Below are 20,417 nucleotides of genomic sequence, written 5' to 3'. Positions count from 1 at the left end.
ATAGAATGTTATGAGAAATATATATGATATAGCGCGCGCAGAGTTGCAATCTTTATTCTATTCTCCCATTGCGTGGTTGATATTGATTATTTTCACTTTTCAGAGTGCCGGACTGTTTGGCGGGCATTTGGCGGGTGCGATTATGCCTAAAGAGTTGGGGTATTCGATTTCCGATCTTACGTTTAAGCTTTTCGTGGACCAATGGAGTGGCGGGATTTTCCCCGTGATACAGGGATACCTGTACCTGTATATTCCATTGTTGACCATGGGGCTGATGAGCAGGGAATTAAGCAGTGGTTCTATCAAGCTGTTATATTCCTCTCCCGTGACGAATTGGCAGATTATTTTAGGGAAATATCTGTCCATGATGATTTACGGGTTGGTGATGATGTTTGTTTTGGTAGTCTTTATTCTGATTGCTTATTTTTCAATCAAGGACTTTGATCTGCCTATGGTGCTCTCGGGGTTGCTCGGGTTGTATTTCTTGCTTTGCGTGTACGCGGCGGTAGGGCTTTTCATGTCTAGTTTAACTTCCTATCAAGTGGTGGCTGCCGTGTTGACGCTGACCGTGTTGGGATTGTTGAATTACGTGAGGGGAATGTGGCAGGATGTAGAGTTCGTGAGAGAGATTACCTATTGGCTTTCCATTTCGGGACGTGCGGATGAATTTATCCGGGGGTTGATTTGTAGTGAAGATTTTCTCTATTTTATCATCGTGACGATGATGTTTTTGACTTTGGCCACGATTCGTTTGCAAGCAGCCCGGCAGAAGCAGCGGTGGACAAAAACGGTAGGCAAATACGCGGGAGTTATTTTAGTGGTGGTCGTGTTGGGGTATTTTACTTCCCGCCCCTCTTTGATGACTTATTATGATGCTTCCTCTACCAAAAGGAATACGTTGACGGAGCATAGTCAGGAAGTGATATCCAAGCTGGATGGGGGATTGACGATAACCACGTACGTGAATTTGTTGGATGGTAATAATCTTTATTATGGGGTTCCCGGGGCTGTCAAGTATGATCAACAGAATTTCCGTCATTATATTCGGTTTAAACCGGAAATCAAAATGAAGTATGTTTATTATTATGACACTCTTTTGGGGATAGACCCGAGTCGGTACGCGGAAAGGAAAACATTGAAGGAGAGGGCGCATGAAACGATGAAGATTTACAATATAGATTCCACGAAAGTGTTAACCCCGAAAGAGATTAGGGCTAAGATTGATTTGGTAAAAGAAGATAATTGGTTCGTGCGGGAGTTGGAACGGGAGAGCGGGGAGAAGACTTTCTTGCGGATATTCCGGGGGATGGACAGGATGCCGAAAGAAGCGGAGATCACGGCTGCCATGAAACGAATCGCGATGAAACTGCCGACGGTCGGGGTGTTGACAGGACACGGAGAGCGGAATATACATCAGGCGGGAGATCGGAATTATACTTCTTTCGGGGAGGATAAACATTTCCGTTATGCCTTGATGAACCAAGGATTCGAGATGCAGGAGATTTCTTTGGAAAAAGAGATTCCGGAGGAAATTAATATTTTGATCGTGGCGGAGATGCGTAGTTCCTTTACCCCGGTAGAACGGGAGAATTGGGAAAAATATATCGCTCGCGGGGGGAATCTGATGATATTGAGTGAACCCGGACGAGGAAGTATCATGGGCGAGGTGTTGGCTGATTTTGGGGTGCGGTTGATACCGGGAACTTTGGTAAGACAGACGAAAGATTTTAGTCCGGATTTGATTGAAGCCCGTCCGACTCAAGCGGCTGCCGGGTTGGTTTATTATTTTGATGCCATGCGTGCGCAAGGTTACTCCGTGACGATGCCTTCGGTTTCAGCTTTGGCATATGATGGGAACATGGGATATAACGTGACACCGTTGTTTGAAACGGATTCTTTGGTATGGAACGAATTGCAGACGACGGATTTTATAGATGATTCCGTGACTTTCGATCCCGGAACCGGAGAGGCTCAACAGAAGTATGTAACTTCTGTCGCTTTAACCCGTCAGATATGGGGGCATGAGCAACGTATTATGATTTTCGGTGATGCCGATTGTATTAGTAACGCGGAGCTAAGCATGGGACGTCAGGGGATACGGTCCGCGAACTATACGGTAATCATGGGAGGATTCTATTGGTTGTCCGACGGGGAAGTCCCTATTGACGTGCGCCGGGAGTCCCCGCGTGATAATGATTATAAGGTGAGCGGGGCTGTTGTCCGTTTCTGGGATATTTTCTTATCTTGGATTCTACCGGGCCTGATGCTTGTTACGGCTCTCTTTATTTGGTTGCGTCGAAGAGGAAGGTAGAAATGATGTAGTGTGCTATGATGGGTGACCGGGACAGTTTTTCTTGTCCCGGTCATTTTATTGATAAAAGTATTTTAATTATTTTCTCGTTTTAGGGAGAGGGGGGATAATGGTTTAAAAAATAAAACTCTCAAAAAAAACAATAAATGATATAAAATGCTTTTTTATCATTATCTTCGCCTTCAAATTAATGCTATGTAGTGAGGTATTAAAAGTGTTGTGATACAAGAGTAGTAATTCAAAAAAAGAATTTATGCGTAACGTATTATTGAAGGTGTTAGGTGTAGTCATTTGCCTGTTATGTATGTCGTGGGAAGTTGTGGCAGAGGGGATTGTCAAGGGAAAAATTGTTGATATGGAAACACGGCAGGCGCTTGTCGGTGCCACGGTTTACGTGGAGGGTGTTTCTGCCGGAACGGTGACGGACACGACCGGGTATTTTGAATTGAAGTTAAAAAAGACAGGGGAAGTCGTGTTGCGGTTCCGTAATGTGGGTTACACGGAATTGAAAAAGAAGGTCGTTGTCGGGGATAAAACAATCCATTTAGGTATTATCGAGATGGAGCCGGAAGTGATCGGCTTGTCCGACGTGGTGGTGACGGGCTCGTTGGCGATAGACCGGAAGACCCCGGTTGCCTTGTCCGTGATCACGGCTTCGGATATCGAGAACAAGTTGTCGACACAGGAGTTTCCGGAGATATTGAAAGCCACGCCGAGCGTGTATGCCACGAAGGAAGGTGGTGCTTTTGGTGACGGGCGTATTAATCTCCGGGGATTCGAGACGGAGAATATTGCCGTCATGGTGAATGGCGTACCGGTGAATGAAATGGAGTGGGGCGGGATTTATTGGTCCAACTGGTCAGGTTTGGCTGATGTAACCCGTATGATTCAAGTGCAACGGGGATTGGGGGCTTCCAAGGTATCCGTGCCGTCTGTCGGGGGATCTATTAATATCGTCACTAATTCAACCAACGCGAAGAGCGGGGCGTCTGTCGCGTATAGCGTGGGGAATGACGGGTACAATAAAGTAGCGTTCAGTGCTTCTACCGGGTTGAGCGAGAAGGGCTGGGCGATGTCTATACTGGGCTCAAGGACTTGGGGCGACGGTTATATACAAGGAACCGATTTCGTGGCTTATTCTTATTTCATTAATATTTCCAAACGATTGGGGGATAATCACGAGTTGTCACTGACCGCGCTGGGTGCTCCCCAATGGCATAACCAGCGGAATAGGAATGATAAGATGAGTGTCGAGGCTTGGAAAGAATTGAATGATACGAAATATAACCCGAGTTACGGTTTCTCAACTTGGATGGAAAAGAAGGTACGGAAGGTATCCGCTTATAACAAGTATCACAAACCGCAGATTTCTTTGAATCACCTTTGGCAGATAAACGAGAAGTCAAGCCTTTCGAACGTGTTTTACGTGTCTTTGGGTAGAGGCGGCGGATATGGAGGACGGGGTAATAAGGCTCATAAGAATGACTGGTATGGTACTTATGGCGGGAAGCCTACCACGAAGTTCCGGAACGCGGACGGCACGTTTAATTACACGGGTATCTATGAACTGAACGCGGCAAGTGTAACCGGTTCGGAGATGATTATGGCAATGAGTAAGAACGAGCATAATTGGTACGGTCTGATTTCTACCTATACGACAAAGTTAGGGCAGTATTTTGACGTGTATGGCGGTATAGATTTGCGCTATTACAAGGGGAAACACTATAATGAGATAGTGGATTTGTACGGCGGGAAATATTTTATTGACGATAGCCGTATGAATGTAAAATATAAGGCTGATGATTATTTATGGCAAAACGAGGAGTTGAAGAAGGGGGATATCGTTTACCGGAATTACGACGGGTATATGATGCAGGAAGGATTTTTCGCACAAGGGGAATATAACCGGGACGCGTTGAGCGTGTTTGTCGCGGGTTCTCTTTCAAATATTACCTATTGGCGGAAAGACCATTTTTATTACTCGAAAGCCGATGCTAAGTCGGATAAGGAGAACTTCTTGGGATATACTATAAAAGGAGGGGCAAATTATAATCTGACGGAGAATCACAACGTGTTCGCGAATATCGGGTATTTCTCCCGGGCTCCTTATATGCAAGGAGGTGTGTTCTTGCAACAGGACGTGAGCAACGAAACGAATCCGGACGCGGTGAACGAGAAAGTGTTTACTTTTGAATTGGGGTATGGGTTCCGTTCCGTTTGGTTGGATGCTAACGTGAATTTGTACCGTACCTCGTGGATGGATAAGACGTTGGCTAATTTCTTTGAAAAGAATGGAGAACGTGTACGGGTGAATCTGACGGGATTGGATGCGTTGCATCAAGGGATTGAGTTGGATTTCGAGTTGCGTCCGCTGAAAGATTTGAAGATTACCGGAATGTTTTCTATCGGGGATTGGTATTGGAACGGTGACGGTAAAGGATATGCTTATAATTCGTCCGGACAGCCGGTGGATAAGAATGGTCAGCCGGTGAGTGAAATCGGGGGAAAGGATCATGCTCAAAATATAGTTAAATTGGATGATGTTCGGGTGGGAAATTCAGCACAGACTACTTTTGCCTTGGGGGGACAATACCAGTTCTTGAAGGGATTGCATGTCGGAGTGAATTATTCTCATTTTGCTAGAAATTACGCGAAGTTTACACCTTCTTTAGCGTATGACCTAGGAGCGGAGAAGGCATTCGAGTCACCTTGGAGAATGCCGTCTTACGGGGTATTGGATGCCAATATCAGTTATCGTTTTCCCGTGGGAAAACTGTTCGGGGTGATGATTTCCGGTAACCTGAATAATGTCTTGGACAAAGAGTATATTGCCGATGCCGAGGATGGTAAAGATCATGATGAGGCATCCGCGAAGGTGTTCTACGGTTTCGGACGTACGTTCTCGTTAAGATTGAAAATTACATTTTAGTTCCAAAGTCCGTAAGGTCTTTAAAGTCCATAAAGTCATAAAATGTTGAATTATTTTATAATTTTGTGGGCTTTAAAGACCTTATGAACTTTATGGACTTTATAAACTTTTGACTATTATGGCTTTCATGAGTATATTGCAGCGTTTTAGGGTGTATTTGCGTCAGATTCTTGATCCATCGGATGAGCAGGAGCGGGAGGAAGATACCGTCGAGTCGATACGAAAAGGGATCGTGTTCAGGGGAACGAATCTGTGGGTATTGATTTTCGCGACGTTTATAGCTTCGTTGGGATTGAACACTAATTCCACGGCCGTGATTATCGGAGCCATGCTGATTTCTCCGCTGATGGGACCGATCATGGGAATCGGGTTAGGAGTCGGTATCAATGATTTCGAGTTGATCAAAAAGGCGTTCCGTAATCTGATGATAGCGACGATTTTCAGCGTGTTGACCTCTACCTTGTATTTTTTGTTGTCGCCGTTGAACGAGGCTCGTTCGGAGTTATTGGCACGGACGACTCCCACGATATACGACGTGTTGATTGCCTTTTTCGGCGGTATGGCGGGCATTGTGGCTTCTGCCACGAAGTTGAAAGGGAACGTAATCCCGGGAGTGGCTATTGCCACGGCATTGATGCCGCCCTTGTGTACGGCGGGGTTCGGGTTGGCGAGTGGTAACCTGACCTATTTCTTCGGGGCTTTCTATTTGTTCACGATTAACTCGGTATTTATCGCGGTTGCCACGACCTTGGGCGTTCGTTTGATGCATTTCTCGAAAAAGAAGTTCATGGATAAGGAGCGGGAGAAGAAAGTACACCGTATCGTGTATTCGATTATCTTCCTTACGATGGTGCCGAGTTTGTATATTACTTACAACATGGTGAAAACGAATATCTTCGAGACGAATGCCAGTCGTTTTATAAAGAATGAATTTAATTTCCCGAATACTTTGGTTGTCGATAAGATAGTCAAAGCGGAGCAACCGGAACGGCGGATTGAAGTTTCGTTAATCGGGAAAGAGATTTCGGAAGACGTGATTGTTTCGCTGAAAGAAAAGATGTTGCAATACGGGTTGGGTGATATTCCCTTAATCATTCAACAGGGATTCGGGAAAGAGGATGCCGGGTTGCAGAATGACGTGAGCAATATGTTGTTGCAGGATTATTATATGCAGAATAAACAGCGGATTGCTTCGCAGGAACAGGAGATTGTACAATTGCGTTCCCGCTTGGAGGCTTATCTGTTATACGACACGATCGGGCGGCTGATTAGCCCGGAAATAAAAATCCTTTATCCTTCGGTAAAGAATATTGCCATTTCCAAAGTGATTCGCAGCAGTGTCGATTCTTCTTATACCGATACGTTGACCATTGCAATTGTTGCCTTGGAAAAGCCTTTGGCTGTGCCGGAGGAAGAACAGTTGACGGCTTGGCTATCCGCGCGGGTTGGCGTGAAAACGCTGAAATTGATTAAAGAGTAATCGCTCCCCGGATAACGTATCGTACGGCTAAAAAGCTGGGTATAGTACAAAACATGATCCAGAGGAAAAAGTTCTGGTATCCCGCGAGTTCCTGTATGTAGCCGGAAATCATGCCCGGAAGCATCATGCCAAGAGCCATGAAACCGGTACAGATGGCGTAGTGGGCGGTTTGTTGCTGTCCCTTGCTGAAGAGCATCATGAAGTAGGTGAGGGCGGTGAAGCCGAAACCGTAGCCGAACTGTTCGACAGCGACACAGGTAGAAATGAGCCACATGGCGGATGGATGGGCAAATGCCAGATAGACGTAGACGAGGTTGGGAAGGTTCATGGCGGCGGTCATCCACCAAATCCAGTGCTTTAAGCCGTTTTTTGCCATAACGATACCGCCGAGGATGCCGCCGACGGTTAAAGCGATTAACCCGACCACGCCGTAGATGGTGCCGACTTGAATGGTGTCCAGTCCCAGTCCGCCCACTTCCGGGTGATCCAGCAGGAAAGGAGAGGCTATTTTCACGAGTTGGGATTCTGCAAAACGGAATAACAGGATAAATGCCAATGCTGCCAGTATGCCTTTTTTTTGAAAGAATGTAACAAAGGTTTCAAGGAAGGCTTTGAGCGGACTGCCGTTTTTCACGGGGACGTCGTTCTCCGGTTTTGGAAGTATAAACTGATGATACAAGAAGAGTAGGACAAAAAGGGTTGCCAATAGATAGAAAGTGATTGACCAAGCCTGCGGGACGGCAATCTCTTCGGGAAGAGTGGCGGAATATGTTTTTTCAAGCCAGCCGGCAAGCATAACGATGAGTCCCTGTCCGGTGAGCATGGCAAGGCGGTACGCCGTGTTGCGGATGCCCACGAAGAAGGCTTGCTTTTTGGTATCCAGACCGAGCATGTAAAAGCCGTCGGCAGCGATGTCGTGAGTGGCGGAACTGAAAGCGAGCAACCACATGAAAGCTAAAGAGTAACGAAAAGCATGGGGACCGGGTAAGGTAAGTGCTACCCCGGCAAGACCGCCCCCGATAAGGAGTTGCATGGATATTACCCACCAGCGTTTTGTCTTTACAATGTCTACCAAAGGACTCCACAGGGGTTTGATCACCCAAGGGAGATAGAGCCAACTCGTGTAGAGGGCAATGTCCGTGTTATTTATCCCCAGTCGTTTGAACATGATGACCGCGAGAGTCATGACGACGACATAGGGAAGACCTTGCGCGAAATATAGGGAGGGTATCCAAGACCAAGTAGAAGTATTGATTTTTGATTTCATGATTTGCGATTTAAGATTTTAAACTCTCTTCCGGCTTCGCCGTATTGAGCTCTCGCTCGAACTGGCTCTCGCTCGGTAACGTGAAAACAAGTTTCCCCGCTACTCTCGCTTACTCGCCAGTTTCCCTCTATAAACAGAGGGAGAGCTGAATTACTCACCGTTTTTGGGATGAGTCCCCAGCTCCTCCTCTGTTTATAGAGGAGGTGGCAGCGAAGCTGACGGAGGAGTTTTCATTTTCAATTTTCAATTCTCCATTTTCAATTGTTTCGATTTTAGTTCCGGGGAAATAATGTGTCAGTATCTCTTTGTAATTGTATCCTTTGGCACTCATGACAGCAGCACCGATCTGACAAAGACCGACGCCGTGTCCCCAGCCGGCACCTTTGAGGGTGAAACGGACGGGAGTTCCGGAAGAGTTTTTTTCAGTTTCGATGATAAAGGCAGAGCTGTATAAATGTGACGGCGAGAGGGCTTTTCGAATGATAAGTTCCTTGCCGATAACCATGCTTTTTTTCGAACCGGAGATGCGGAGGCGGATGATACGTCCCGATACGCCTCGTTGCAAGGGTTCGAGGGCGTGTATGATGCCGAAATCAATACCGAGTTTGGTCTTCACGAGGGCGGATAATTCCTCGGTTGTATAAGAAATCTGCCAGCGGAAGAAATCCTGTGTTTCTTGGTCGTAGTCGTTTAATACGTTGGAGAGTACTTGTTTGTCCCGCGTGTTGCAGAAGACATCCGGGGCAGAGGTAATCCATGCTTTGGCATGTTCCTCCCGTGAAAGATCCGGTACAGGGGTGAGGGAGGCACTGTCAATGACCTTTGTGAGGTACGGGTGATTGACGGGTTCCCACGTGTTGTCGAAACGCTCGGATACTCCCCCGCAACATTTGGAGAAACGGGCGTCACAAATCTCTTCTCCATAAAGAAGTACTTCCCCCCGGGTAGCCTCTATCGCTTGTTGCACGGCAGGGGTATATGCTTTGCTGATTCCTTGGTAACGTTGGCAATGATCGTCGGCACACACGTCGAAATGGTCATGGTCTTCCCGGTCGAACCAGCGGATATATTGGTTTTCATCTCGAAGACAAGATTGATAATCCGCGGTGAGTCGTTCCTTTTTTACTTTTTGGGCGATCAACCAACTGCGAGAGATAACGGCATGGGCTTTTAATAATTCAAGCGAAGAGGTGGCACTCATCTCGGAAGAAATGACACTCAGTAAATAATCTTCGAGCGGGAGAATATTGACGGCAGTCAGGTATTGTTGTTCGTCTAATATTTGTAATGCACCTTTGAACTTCTGGTTTTCCGTGCGTTCCCAATGAAAATGGATACCGATAACGACATCGAGTAAATCGAAATCAGCTTGCTCGTGATCATCGGGCGTGAGCGTGAAGCCGGAAGATATGGTTTGCTGTCCCGCGGAAGTTTGTAAGATTAATGCCTCCTCGTTTTTTATAACGGAACATTCCCCCGTGTAAGTTTGCTCCTCGTTCCGGTAGATACCGTTTAGACGGAACTTGATGCAGGGGGCGAAGAGGATACCGACAGATAAATTCATGAATTTACGATTTTAGATTTATGATTTTAGATTTATGACACACGTGCTTGCGCTTTTAAGACATTCGTAAATCGTGAATCATAAATCGTAAATTATTAAATTGTTCATCAGTTAAGGTCAGTTGGCCGAATAAGTCCCGCAGGAGGGGAACGTCGAGGCGGTTGAAGTCAGCTTCGCGGGGGGAGATGATTAATCCGGCGAAGTCCACGCAACCGGGGCTGAACAATATGTTATCCGCTCCCTCGGCAAAGAATTGCCATGGACGATGTTGACGGCGGGGGAATATGACGATTTGCCATTCCTCGTTCTCGTGCCAAGCGAAAAGATTAATCATGGGTTCCGGATCATTGGGAGTGACCTTGCCGATCATGTTTAAAATCTCATGGAAATTTCGTTCAAGAAGCTCCTTGTCGGCGGAACGGATGATGATGTTTTTGCGGATATAGTTTTCAATGCTTTCTACGATTAAGGTTTTGTCGGGAGTGGTAAATAAGATTTCTTTGCTACAATGGGTTATATCCGTTTCCAAAGGCATTTCATAACGAGGCGCCAGTTGGAAGTGAAAATGATCGGGAGCAGAGGCTCCGCTTCGGGGACCATTGTAAAAGATGGTATATTCCGGATAAGCGCGGGCGATGTTCAGCATATTTCCGAAATGCCCGGCAATGAGTTGCGGGATATGCTGTTTTGCCGGAACCGTGTAATGCCGGGAGAATATGGGATAAGGGTTCACCCGTATATCAAATGTCGGGTTATAATCAAAACTCTGTTGTTCCGGTGGCATATTCTCTTTGCACAAGAAACAAGCTCTCGCTTTAAGAGAGGCCTCGTCTATTTTTGCCGCGGCAGACAGTATCCTGTCCGGGTTGTGTTGTACGCGTATTTGGAAATCTCCAAAGTCTACCGAGCGATAAAACACCTGTTTTAAACGGTCGTAATTGTTGCTCGCTGTTGCCCAAACGGCTAATTGGTCTTCTAAGAATGGATCAAAAAACATGCTGATTTTAGATTTATGATTTTAGATTTTAGATTCCAGCCGCACAAATTCAACTCTTGTTTTGTTCATTTTCAATTTTCAATTCTCCATTTTCAATTGTTTGTCTCGCGAATAATTCTATCGTTCTAATCTTGTCTTTATAGAAATTGTGTTGATTTACCCGTTGAATGTCAAGGTCTGCATCGGAATTACCTTCCCAGCGGCGGCACAGGTATAGCGGTTCGTATACACGCCCTATCCGGTACTCCCGTGAAATGACCAGAGCGGTAGCGTAATCTTCCCCGTAGCTGACATTCGGGATTTTTATTTCCCGGAGTAAAGGGGTATAGAAGGCTCGCGGAGCCCCTAATCCATTTACGCGCAGGGCGTTGTTGCGTCCGTTGTCGGGAGTCCATTCCTTGTGGTCGATGATTCCCGGGGGAATTTCTTCCAGATTAAAATTGACCATACGGTAACTGCCGATGACCATAGCGCATTGTTGCTCGCGGAAAGTATCGACAATGGTTTGTAATACCTTCTCGTTGATATAGAGGTCGTCACTGTCCAATTGCACGGCAAAACGTCCGCAAGCCGGATGCATGACGGCGTGCGTCCAGCACCCGCCGATACCCAAATCCGTGCGTTCCGGGATGAGGTGAATCACTCGCCGTTCTTTTGAGGCGATGTCGGATATGATTCGGGTGGTGTTGTCCGTGGAATGGTTGTCAATGACAAGGATATTATATTTGAAACCGGTTTGTTGCGTGAGGACGGAGTGAATGGCGTCGGCAATGGTTTTCTCCCGGTTGCGCACGGGAATAATGACCGATGCTTCCGTCTCGAATGATTCGCGAGTCAGGTCAATGGCTTTGAATCGCGGGGAAAGATAGGCTCCTACCATTTTCAGGTGAGCCGTGCATGCCTGTTCCATTTCTATCTGTACTTCCCGGTTCCGGGGATTCACGTAATCAAATTGCTTCTCCCCGGAACGCCGGGTGTCCTGTTCTATCTCCGTGTACAGAAATTCGGGAATCCTGAAGATTTGCCCTTCCCGGGAGAGGCGCAGGCGCAGGTCGTAAAGTGCCGCGTACCGGTAATTCGTGTCCATTTCTCCAACGACTTTTTTGAACGTTTCTGTTTTTACAAGAAGCACGGAACCGAAATCGAAATCGTCACGAAGGCTCCCCGTCTGATATTCTATGGTCGGGTGGGGTGTGGGGTGTCCCTCGCGTTCCGCGTAATAATCTGAATAGAGCATGACGGCTCCGGTCGCCCGGGCGATTTGAACAAAACGTTCCTCGGCGTATGCCCCAAGCCGGGGAGAGGGAGATTTCGTGTAAAGAAAGAAATAGGGAGTATACACGGAATCAGCTATTTGCTTTAATGTTTCGGTGTTTTCAAAATATTTGCTGCTAACGCAAGAAATCTTTGACATAAAGAATACTATTTAGGTTGAACTCAAAGATATATTCTTTTTGCAGGAAAAGAAATATTTTGTTCGATTTTGTATTAAAATTAATATCTTTGCGTCGTTACTAAAAAGAAGATGTTGGAATTCCTCTGGAAAAAATATCAATATTTGAAGCATGGATGCTTGTTCTTTTTGTTGTTGTGCATAAGTTGGACGACGACAGGCAAGAATCTTGGCCCAGATTCATTGATATTGATAATCAGTTCTTATAACCCCGAAACCTCGCAGACATCCCGGAATATATCCGAATTTTTGGAAGAATACAACACCGCGAGCGGTAAATCTTCGGTGGCAATAGAGAACATGAACTGTAAGAGTTTTTCCGAGGCTTGCTCTTGGAAATCCCGGATGAAAGATATTTTGGCGAAATACACCGGCAAAAGTTTGCCCAAGGCGATTATCTTGCTGGGGCAGGAAGCATGGACATCCTATCTTTCACAGGATTCACTGACCTCTTTTCATATTCCGATTATAGGGGGAATGGTGAGCCGGAACGCCGTGTTGCTGCCGGAGGATGGGACGGATCTCGAGAATTGGGAATCGGAGAGTGTGGATGTTGTCAATGATAGTTTAAAGAATTTCCGTATTTTAGGATTCGCTTACGAGTACGATGTCGAAAAAAATATTGAGTTGATTCTGGATTTCTATCCCGACACGAAGCATATTGCCTTTATTTCCGATAATAGTTATGGCGGTGTTTCTTTGCAGGCTCTTGTAAAAGAGGAAATGCGGGAAAAGTATCCCGATTTGGATCTAATTTTATTGGACGGTCGGAAACATACCGTTTATTCGATTACCGAAAAAATCTCAACATTACCCGAGAAGACCGCGATTCTATTGGGAACTTGGCGAGTGGACAAGAATGACGGGTATTTCATGCGGAATGCCACGTATTCGATGATGATGACGAATCCGGGTTTGCCGGCTTTTACCGTTACTTCTATCGGTATGGGGTATTGGGCTACCGGGGGACGCGTACCGGAATACAGGACTGTCGGTAAGGATATTGCCCGTTTGGTCATAGGGTTGGAAAACCAGTCCGATTCGGTATTGTCCGAACAGGGGTTACAGATTATTCCCAATCAATATTGTTTTGATTACGAGAAATTGAGGAAGGGTAACTTTTTGAATAAAGAGGTGGCAAAGGGTGCCCTCTTCTACAACAAGAAGTTATCTTATTTCGAGGAATACAAGTATCAAATCATAGGGGTTGCGCTGGCATTTATCCTGTTATTGCTGGGATTCGTGTTGGCGATGTATTTTTACCTTCGCACGAAGCGGTTTAAGGATGCTTTGGTTGAAGCGCAAAAGGATAATACCCTTATTCTGAATAACGTGAACACGGGAATTAAATTTATTAATCCCGATTTCACGATCAAGTGGCATAATGGGGTTGATTTTACGGCTCTTATGGAATGTGTATCCAATTCGAAAGGGGAGGTTTGCTATAAAGCGTTACGGGATTTGGAGCAGCCTTGCCCGTACTGTCCGGCCGTTACGGCGATGAGAACGGGTAAGGTGGCGGACACGATTGTGAAACAGGGGAATTATTACATTTATATTCTGGCGAATCCGGTATTTGACGAGGAGAAGAATTTACTGGGAGTGGTGATGCGTCTGGAAGATATGACCAAGCAGAAGCAGATAGAGATTGAATTACGTCAGGCGAAAGAGAGGGCGGAGGAATCGGATCGGTTGAAATCAGCGTTCTTGGCTAACATGAGCCACGAGATTCGTACCCCGTTGAATGCTATCGTCGGTTTCTCCGGTGTGCTGGTGGCGGATGACTATGATGTCGCTACCCGTCGTGAATTTGTAGAAATTATACAGAAAAATTCGGATCTCTTGCTTCGGTTGATTAATGATATTTTGGATATATCCCGGTTGGAAACAGGGCGTTTGAAATTCTCGTTCGAGGAAACAGAACTTGTTTCGTTGTGCCAGAGCGTGTTGGCAACGACGAGTTATGGTAAGAAAGATGGTGTCGAATACGTGTTCAAGGCTTCATGTGAACAATATATGTTGCGGACAGACGTTCAGCGTTTGCAGCAGATATTGATAAACTTATTATCCAACGCCAATAAATTCACGACGCGAGGAAGTATCACTTTAGCTTTCGAGGTCGACGAGAAAGAAGATTGTATTTATTTCAGCGTGACGGATACCGGTTGCGGTATCCCGGAAGAGAAGCAAAAGAAGGTGTTCGAGCGTTTTGAAAAATTGGATGAATACGTGCAGGGTACAGGGCTCGGATTGGCTATTTGTAAATTGACAATCACCATGATGGGCGGTGATATCTGGATTGACAAGAACTACACGGAGGGAGCCCGTTTTGTCGTGCGGCATCCCTTGAAAGTGAAATTGGTTTCGGAAGAATAAGTCTTTAACTATCTCTGAATAGGGGTGAAACTCTACTGTCATGCGGCTTTCTTATGACTATTGGGTGACTATTGGGCGGCATCGCCTACATATCGCCTACATATCGCCTACATATCGCCTACTGTTCGCCCACGTTTTAGCAAAGAATATGCTTTTTTAACACCCGCTTATGATTTGCCCCGCTTATGATTTGTCCGGCAGGTTGGAAGATCGTTTTATCTTTCGCTTAAGATATACCCTAGTATAACGGTTGGTATACAACAAGTGAGGAGTGGAGGGGGAGTGGGCTAAATAGTGAAAAAGTGTTTTGTTTTTGTAGAAATGTTTGTATATTTGTAATGCGTAACATACTCAACGGCGGGGAAACCTGCCACAATGTGACAGGCATTTTTTGTGCCTGTTATCTCCATACGGCGGTTCCGTACCCCCGTGATGGAGTGTTAATGCATCCACAGCCGTTGAGGTGTTACGCAACGGGACAGGCGGAACCGTCTTTTTTTCTGCCAATAAAAAAGAAAGCTAATGGGGAAAGCAAATGATCGGCGTACCCGTGTGAAAGGTCTTTCGGGATACAAGACAAATGTACGGAAACTTGTGATTAAGGAAATTATTGCTAACTTTGTTTCAAAGGTCTGAGATAAAGGGTTATTTTCGAACATGTAATATACAGGGGTCTTATGCAATCGCGGAAGTCGGATATGGAGCTTATTCATGCGATTCGTGAAGGTAGCGCGGCTGCTTTTCATGAGTTGTATTCCCGTTATTCCAAAATGGTGTATCGTCATATTCTTGTTCGGGTAAATTCTTCTTTTGACGCGGATGATATTTTTCAAGAGTTTTTCGTCAAGTTTTGGGAGAAAAGGAGTTCTCTGGAAGTAACTTCTTCCGTGCAGGGGTATTTGATGGTTTCGTTGAAGAATCATATTCTAAACACGATAAAATTGGAACAAATCCGGGATAAACATCACGAGTTGGCGCAGGGTGAGAAGGAGGAAGCGGATGATTACACGTGGGTGAAAATTGTGGCGGAAGATTTGAATGACAAGTTAAAAGAGGTCGTCGAGGGATTGCCGCCTCGGTTGAAGTGTGTGTATATACTTAGTCGGGAACAAAATTTGTCAGTGAAAGAGATCGCTGGTAAACTTTCCGTGTCGGAGCAAACCGTTAAAAATCAATTGACTGAGGTGCTTCGGCGATTGCGAAATGAAATGATGCAGAATAATTTTTTATTTTAGAATAGTACTACCTGTCGCTCCGATTTGTCATATAATAAAGGACAAGAATTTATGAGCGTAAACGAAATATATGATTTATTGAAAAAATACCGGGAGAATGAATGTACCCCGGAGGAGAAAGAACGTATTATTCGGTGGTATCAGCAGTTTGAGCAGGAAGCCGAGCTATTGCCTGAAATCCCGCAGAGAAAGTTGGATCAATTGTGGAGTTCTATTGAAGACCGGGTAAACGGCAAGAAAGAACGACGCATCGGGTGGATATACCGCTGTGTCGTTGCCGCGGTTATTTTATGCTTGGTCGCGGGTGGCATTGCTTACTACAATCAAGGAGCGAAGAAAAATGGAGTGGAATTGGTTCAACAGGAGATACTTCCGGCAAAGGGAGTTGTCGTTTTGCAATTGAGTGACGGGCGTCAAGTCCCGTTGACGGAGGCGGTGACGATTAGGGATCGGGAGGGGATGATTATCAAGAATGATTCGACGAAAGTGCTGGATTATACTTTGGCGGGGGACGGTGCGGTACAGCCGGTGTATAATACAATCACGGTTCCGGCGGGGGGAGAGTATCGGGTACTTTTGTCGGACGGTTCGTGTATCCGGTTAAATTCGTGTTCGTCGTTGACATACCCGGTACCGTTTCACGGTGATGTGCGGGAAGTGAAATTAAAGGGAGAGGCTTTTTTTGATGTCGTGAAAGGTGTGAAGCCGTTTATTGTCAAGACCTCGAGTATGGATGTGCGTGTGTTGGGAACTTCGTTCAACGTGTCGGACTACGAGGATGACTATCAAGCCCAAACGACTTTGCTGGAAGGGCGTGTAGCTGTAAAAGAATATGAAATTGCGCCGGGTATGATGCTTGCCTATTCCAAACGGGACGGGCAGGTACGGACGGAGGAAGTGGATACCGATCTTTACGTGTCATGGATGAAAGGGAAATTCCGGTTTGAGGATATGCGTCTGGAAGATATTATGACCAAATTGAATCGTTGGTATGATTGTGAAGTTGAATACGCGGACGCCTCTTTGCGCGGATTACGTTTTAGCGGTGCCGCGGAGAAAGACCGACCGGTGAGTTATTTATTAGGGATGATCGAAACCGTCACGGACGTGAAGTTCAAGGTTTCGGGCAAGAAGATTTTAGTTATGAATAAATGAAAAACAGGGAGTTCTCACCCTCCCCGTTTAAATAATCAATAAACAGCATTCGCGAAGCGTGTCGACCAAACTCTTTTCGTGAATGAGTTATAAACTATAATAACAAAGGTATGAAAAAAAAATGGATGTGTAAAATTTTGAGGTACATGCGGAATCTATTTTTATTATTATTGATTTCAGCCTCTAGTGTATGGGCTAGGGTAGGATACTCGCAGGGAAAACAGGAAACTTTTAACGTGAAGAGCGGTACGATAGAATCGATCTTCAAGCAGATCAAGAAACAGAGTCAGTACGAGTTTTTCTACAACACGTCGATTCTGGACGTGAAGAAAGACGTTGCTTTGACATCGACGAGCGGCACGTTGGAAGAGATTTTGGAACAGGTGTTGGGTGATAAATATGTCTACACGGTCAGGGATAATTATATCCTGATCTCGGAGAGAAAGACGGTATTACCGGACGAAGTAAAGAAAATCACGATAAAGGGTGTCGTGAAGGATAAAAAGGGTGAAACGCTACCGGGCGTGTCCGTTCTGTTGAAGGGTACGGCTATCGGGGTGGCAACAGATGTAAAGGGTGAGTTTACGTTGACCATTCCCGAGCAGGATACGATCGTCTTGCGGTTTTCTTTCATCGGGATGAAGATGAAAGACGTGGTTTACAAGAAGCAGGACAAACCGCTCACGGTGGTGTTGGAGGAGAGTTCGACGGAGATGGACGAGGTGGTCGTTACCGGTTATCAGGAGATTAAGAAAGAGCGGATGACGGGATCGGTAGAGGTGGTTACCTCGAAAGATATCGCCAATAAAGGGTACACCAGCGTGGAGGACGTGTTGAAGGGACAAATGGCGGGAGTCGCGGTAATGAATCTTTCCGGACGACCGGGAGCCCAAGCCCGTATACGGATTCGGGGTATCAATTCGCTGACCGGCGATACGAATCCGATCTGGATCGTGGACGGGATGCCGCTCACGGGAAATGTTCCCGAGGTGAGCATGGGTGGTACGGAGTTCGAGGAAACGGTGCTGACGAGCGGTATCGGTAATATCCCGCCGGATGATATCGAGAGTATCACCGTGTTGAAGGATGCTGCCGCCACTGCCATTTACGGTTCCCGTGCGGCGAACGGGGTTATCGTGGTGACGACGAAGCGGGGAACTGCCGGGCGGTCGTATATTAATATACAAGCCTCTTACGGTTTGAGCGAAGCCCCGGATAATCGCCTGAAGATGATGAACACGAGGGAGAAAATCGCTTTCGAACGGGGTATATATGAAGATTTCCCGGGATTGAATATCGGGGGACGGGTATATCAGTTGTTGAAGAACGTGGATAACGGTTTGATTTCAAAATCGGATGCCGAGGCGGAAATTGAGAGGTTGAGTAAAATCAACACGAATTGGTTCGATAAGATTTTCCGGGTGGCGCAGACGCAGAATTACAGTATCTCACTTTCCGGCGGTAACGAAACGACACAGTATTACGGTAGTCTTTCTTACCTGTCACAAGAGGGTGTGATGCCGAACAACAAGTACGAGAGCATGGGTGCCTCGATGAAATTGACTCATGATTTTAATAAATTCCTGAGGGTTCATTTCGATGTGCGAAGTAGTTTGCGTAATGACCGTAGTTCCGCCTCTCCCGTGAACCCGCTGGATTACGCGACTTATGCCAATCCTTACGAGCGTGTGTATGACGAGAACGGGGAGTACGAGTATGACCGTAGTTCTTATTCCACTTTGAGCGCCATAAAGGACGGGTACAAGTATGATTTCAATATCTTGAAGGATATGAACGAGAACACGACGAAATCAAGATATTTGAGCAATCAGGTCAGCTTGAAACTCGAGTTCAAGATTCTGGAAGGATTGATGCTTTCTTCCATGGGGACATTCTCGAGTTCGAACAATCACTCGAAGAAGGAATTGGTCCCCGGCTCGTATGCCTCGAAAGCCTCTTCATGGCTCGCGGGATTGTACTCGGAGGGGGAGGTGCCGGACGAGATGAATAACGGTATGATTCGGGAATCGACTTCCCGTTCTCAGCAATGGACGATTCGCAATCAGTTGGAATTTGCACGCGGATTCTCCGGTGAGGATCATTATATCAATGCTTATTTCGGGCAGGAGGTTTCTTCTTCAAAAGGATACGGTTTCACGAGCATGATCCCGGAATGGAGTGATGTCTACGGGGTGGCTACTTATCCTGATTTGACAGGATGGACGTTGAAATCGGCTTTTAAAAATTCGTTATCGAGTCTGGGATCTCATTCCGAAACGCAGGATAGAAGTGTATCCTTGTTTATGACGGGATCTTACAGTTATAAAGACCGCTACGTGTTTCAAGGAAGTGCCCGTTTGGACGGGGTGGATATTATCGGGACGAAGAATCGTTTCTCTCCGCTTTGGAACGTGAGTGGCAAGTGGAACCTGCATAACGAGGCTTTCATGAGTCGATTCGGTTTTATCAATCAGTTGGCTTTCCGGGTTTCTTACGGTTTTGTCGGAAGTATCGACCGCAACGCTTTGCCTTTCTCTGTTTTGCGTAAGGTAGATAATTTCTCGTATAACGGAGAGAAGATTATGGATCGTTACGATCCTTCCAATCCGTCGATCAAGTGGCAACGTCAGGAGAACCGGAATATCGGGTTCGACGCGTCGTTGTTTAATAACAGGATAAATCTGGTCGTGAATTATTATAATAATGATACGCGAAATCTATTGGACGATAAGAAGATAGCGGCATCCACGGGACGTCTTTCCGTGGCGGCGAACGTGGCATCGGTGAATAATAGGGGATGGGAGATTAGCTTGAGAACCCTGAACGTGCGGACGAATGATTTTAGTTGGGTTACTTCCGTGAACTTTACAAAGAATAAAGATAAGGTCACGGATACCTACTATCAAGAGTTGAGCGAGATTTCTGCCAGCACAAATTCTACTTTTGAATCTTTGTATAGTTTGTATATTCAGGGACAACCCGTGAAGGCGTATTATGGCTATAAATACGCGGGCGTAGACCCGTACACGGGAAATACGTTAGCTTACGTGGACGGGTTTGATGATGACGGTAATCGATTGGGTACATTGAACGCGGAAGGGAAGTACGTGTATAATATGGATAATGATTTGACTACGCAATTAGCTAACGCTTCCCGGGGATATTTGGGACGGAGTGATCCGCCTGTTACCGGAGGTTTTACGACTCAATTCAATTACAAGAGGTTTAGTCTTTTCGCCCAATTCACTTACATGACGGGGCATCTGGCCCGCTCGTTCCAGTATTACTCCGGCGGGACGGCTTATGCCGCGGCGAAGAATGTGCTGAAGATTGAAGCGAACCGCTGGAGAAAGTTGGGAGATCAAACCGATATTCCCAAGTACGGCACGAGTAGGACGGAGTATTTATACCAGTTATTTGATTTCCGCTTCGAGAAGGGAGATTATTTGAAATGCAACAATATTTCTTTCGGGTATAATCTGGAACCGGAGTTATGTGCTAAATTGCGGATCACTCGAGCTCGCCTTAACTTTAATATGTCTAATGTTTTCACGTTGACGAAATTCAGGGGAATAGACCCGGAGACGAAAGGTGCTTTTACTTACCCGAGTGCTCGCTCGTATACTGTTTCGTTGTCAATAGGTATTTAA

Annotated in this window: 11 protein-coding genes; 7 read left to right on the top strand and 4 right to left on the bottom strand. The window is 46.0% G+C overall.

Annotated elements, in window-relative coordinates; genetic code table 11:
* Window positions 1-10: 10 nt before the first annotated feature.
* The 3 genes from Q5866_RS07595 (at window position 11) to Q5866_RS07585 (ending at window position 6,720) form a co-directional block, all read left to right on the top strand.
* On the top strand, window positions 11-2,311 hold the full coding sequence (locus Q5866_RS07595; protein WP_303179752.1) for a Gldg family protein: 2,301 nt from the start codon (window positions 11-13) through the stop codon (window positions 2,309-2,311).
* 253 nt (window positions 2,312-2,564) lie between these two features.
* Window positions 2,565-5,240 carry a TonB-dependent receptor gene (locus Q5866_RS07590; RefSeq protein WP_099294247.1) on the top strand — a complete coding sequence of 892 codons (2,676 nt, stop codon included), beginning with the start codon at window positions 2,565-2,567 and terminating at the stop codon, window positions 5,238-5,240.
* A gap of 118 nt (window positions 5,241-5,358) precedes the next feature.
* Window positions 5,359-6,720, top strand: a complete 1,362-nt coding sequence (locus Q5866_RS07585) for a TIGR00341 family protein (protein ID WP_303179751.1) — start codon at window positions 5,359-5,361, stop codon at window positions 6,718-6,720.
* Here the strand turns inward: Q5866_RS07585 and Q5866_RS07580 are convergent.
* From Q5866_RS07580 to Q5866_RS07565, 4 genes are all read right to left on the bottom strand, one after another.
* On the bottom strand, window positions 6,710-7,987 hold the full coding sequence (locus Q5866_RS07580) for an MFS transporter (RefSeq protein WP_303179750.1): 1,278 nt from the start codon (window positions 7,985-7,987) through the stop codon (window positions 6,710-6,712). The genes Q5866_RS07585 and Q5866_RS07580 overlap by 11 nt on opposite strands.
* A 154-nt stretch (window positions 7,988-8,141) precedes the next feature.
* Entirely contained in the window at window positions 8,142-9,551 is a 1,410-nt protein-coding gene (locus Q5866_RS07575) for a SpoIID/LytB domain-containing protein (RefSeq protein WP_303179749.1), read from the bottom strand.
* Between the two features lie 55 nt (window positions 9,552-9,606).
* Complete coding sequence (locus Q5866_RS07570) at window positions 9,607-10,548, bottom strand: DUF4922 domain-containing protein (protein WP_303179748.1); 942 nt, start codon at window positions 10,546-10,548, stop codon at window positions 9,607-9,609.
* 49 nt (window positions 10,549-10,597) lie between these two features.
* The gene (locus tag Q5866_RS07565; RefSeq protein ID WP_303179747.1) at window positions 10,598-11,962 is read right to left on the bottom strand and encodes a glycosyltransferase family A protein; all 1,365 of its coding nucleotides are present in this window, start codon (window positions 11,960-11,962) and stop codon (window positions 10,598-10,600) included.
* 111 nt (window positions 11,963-12,073) lie between these two features.
* On the opposite strand from Q5866_RS07565, the gene Q5866_RS07560 reads away from it, so the two are divergent.
* The 4 genes from Q5866_RS07560 (at window position 12,074) to Q5866_RS07545 (ending at window position 20,417) form a co-directional block, all read left to right on the top strand.
* Window positions 12,074-14,377, top strand: a complete 2,304-nt coding sequence (locus tag Q5866_RS07560) for a PAS domain-containing sensor histidine kinase (protein ID WP_303179746.1) — start codon at window positions 12,074-12,076, stop codon at window positions 14,375-14,377.
* A 677-nt stretch (window positions 14,378-15,054) separates the two neighbouring features.
* Window positions 15,055-15,612, top strand: coding sequence for an RNA polymerase sigma factor (locus tag Q5866_RS07555; protein ID WP_099294239.1), 558 nt, complete (start codon window positions 15,055-15,057; stop codon window positions 15,610-15,612).
* 51 nt (window positions 15,613-15,663) lie between these two features.
* Window positions 15,664-16,767 (top strand): FecR family protein, encoded by a 1,104-nt coding sequence (locus tag Q5866_RS07550; RefSeq protein ID WP_303179745.1) that lies wholly within the window; start codon window positions 15,664-15,666, stop codon window positions 16,765-16,767.
* A 146-nt stretch (window positions 16,768-16,913) separates the two neighbouring features.
* Window positions 16,914-20,417: a SusC/RagA family TonB-linked outer membrane protein gene (locus Q5866_RS07545; RefSeq protein WP_292269548.1), complete on the top strand. Its 3,504-nt coding sequence runs from the start codon at window positions 16,914-16,916 to the stop codon at window positions 20,415-20,417.

It is taken from the genome of uncultured Butyricimonas sp. (genome assembly GCF_959596855.1).
Classification (GTDB): Bacteria; Bacteroidota; Bacteroidia; order Bacteroidales; family Marinifilaceae; genus Butyricimonas; species Butyricimonas muris.
This window is presented reverse-complemented; position numbering and strand designations above follow the sequence as displayed.

Excerpts from the sequence above, each read along its gene's own strand:
- Q5866_RS07570 (WP_303179748.1), bottom strand. The coding sequence starts at position 10,548 with ATGTTTTTTGATCCATTCTTAGAAGACCAATTAGCCGTTTGGGCAACA.
- Q5866_RS07565 (WP_303179747.1), bottom strand. The coding sequence starts at position 11,962 with ATGTCAAAGATTTCTTGCGTTAGCAGCAAATATTTTGAAAACACCGAA.
- Q5866_RS07555 (WP_099294239.1), top strand. The coding sequence starts at position 15,055 with ATGCAATCGCGGAAGTCGGATATGGAGCTTATTCATGCGATTCGTGAA.
- Q5866_RS07550 (WP_303179745.1), top strand. The coding sequence starts at position 15,664 with ATGAGCGTAAACGAAATATATGATTTATTGAAAAAATACCGGGAGAAT.
- Q5866_RS07575 (WP_303179749.1), bottom strand. The coding sequence starts at position 9,551 with ATGAATTTATCTGTCGGTATCCTCTTCGCCCCCTGCATCAAGTTCCGT.
- Q5866_RS07590 (WP_099294247.1), top strand. The coding sequence starts at position 2,565 with ATGCGTAACGTATTATTGAAGGTGTTAGGTGTAGTCATTTGCCTGTTA.
- Q5866_RS07595 (WP_303179752.1), top strand. The coding sequence starts at position 11 with ATGAGAAATATATATGATATAGCGCGCGCAGAGTTGCAATCTTTATTC.
- Q5866_RS07560 (WP_303179746.1), top strand. The coding sequence starts at position 12,074 with ATGTTGGAATTCCTCTGGAAAAAATATCAATATTTGAAGCATGGATGC.
- Q5866_RS07585 (WP_303179751.1), top strand. The coding sequence starts at position 5,359 with ATGGCTTTCATGAGTATATTGCAGCGTTTTAGGGTGTATTTGCGTCAG.
- Q5866_RS07580 (WP_303179750.1), bottom strand. The coding sequence starts at position 7,987 with ATGAAATCAAAAATCAATACTTCTACTTGGTCTTGGATACCCTCCCTA.
- Q5866_RS07545 (WP_292269548.1), top strand. The coding sequence starts at position 16,914 with ATGCGGAATCTATTTTTATTATTATTGATTTCAGCCTCTAGTGTATGG.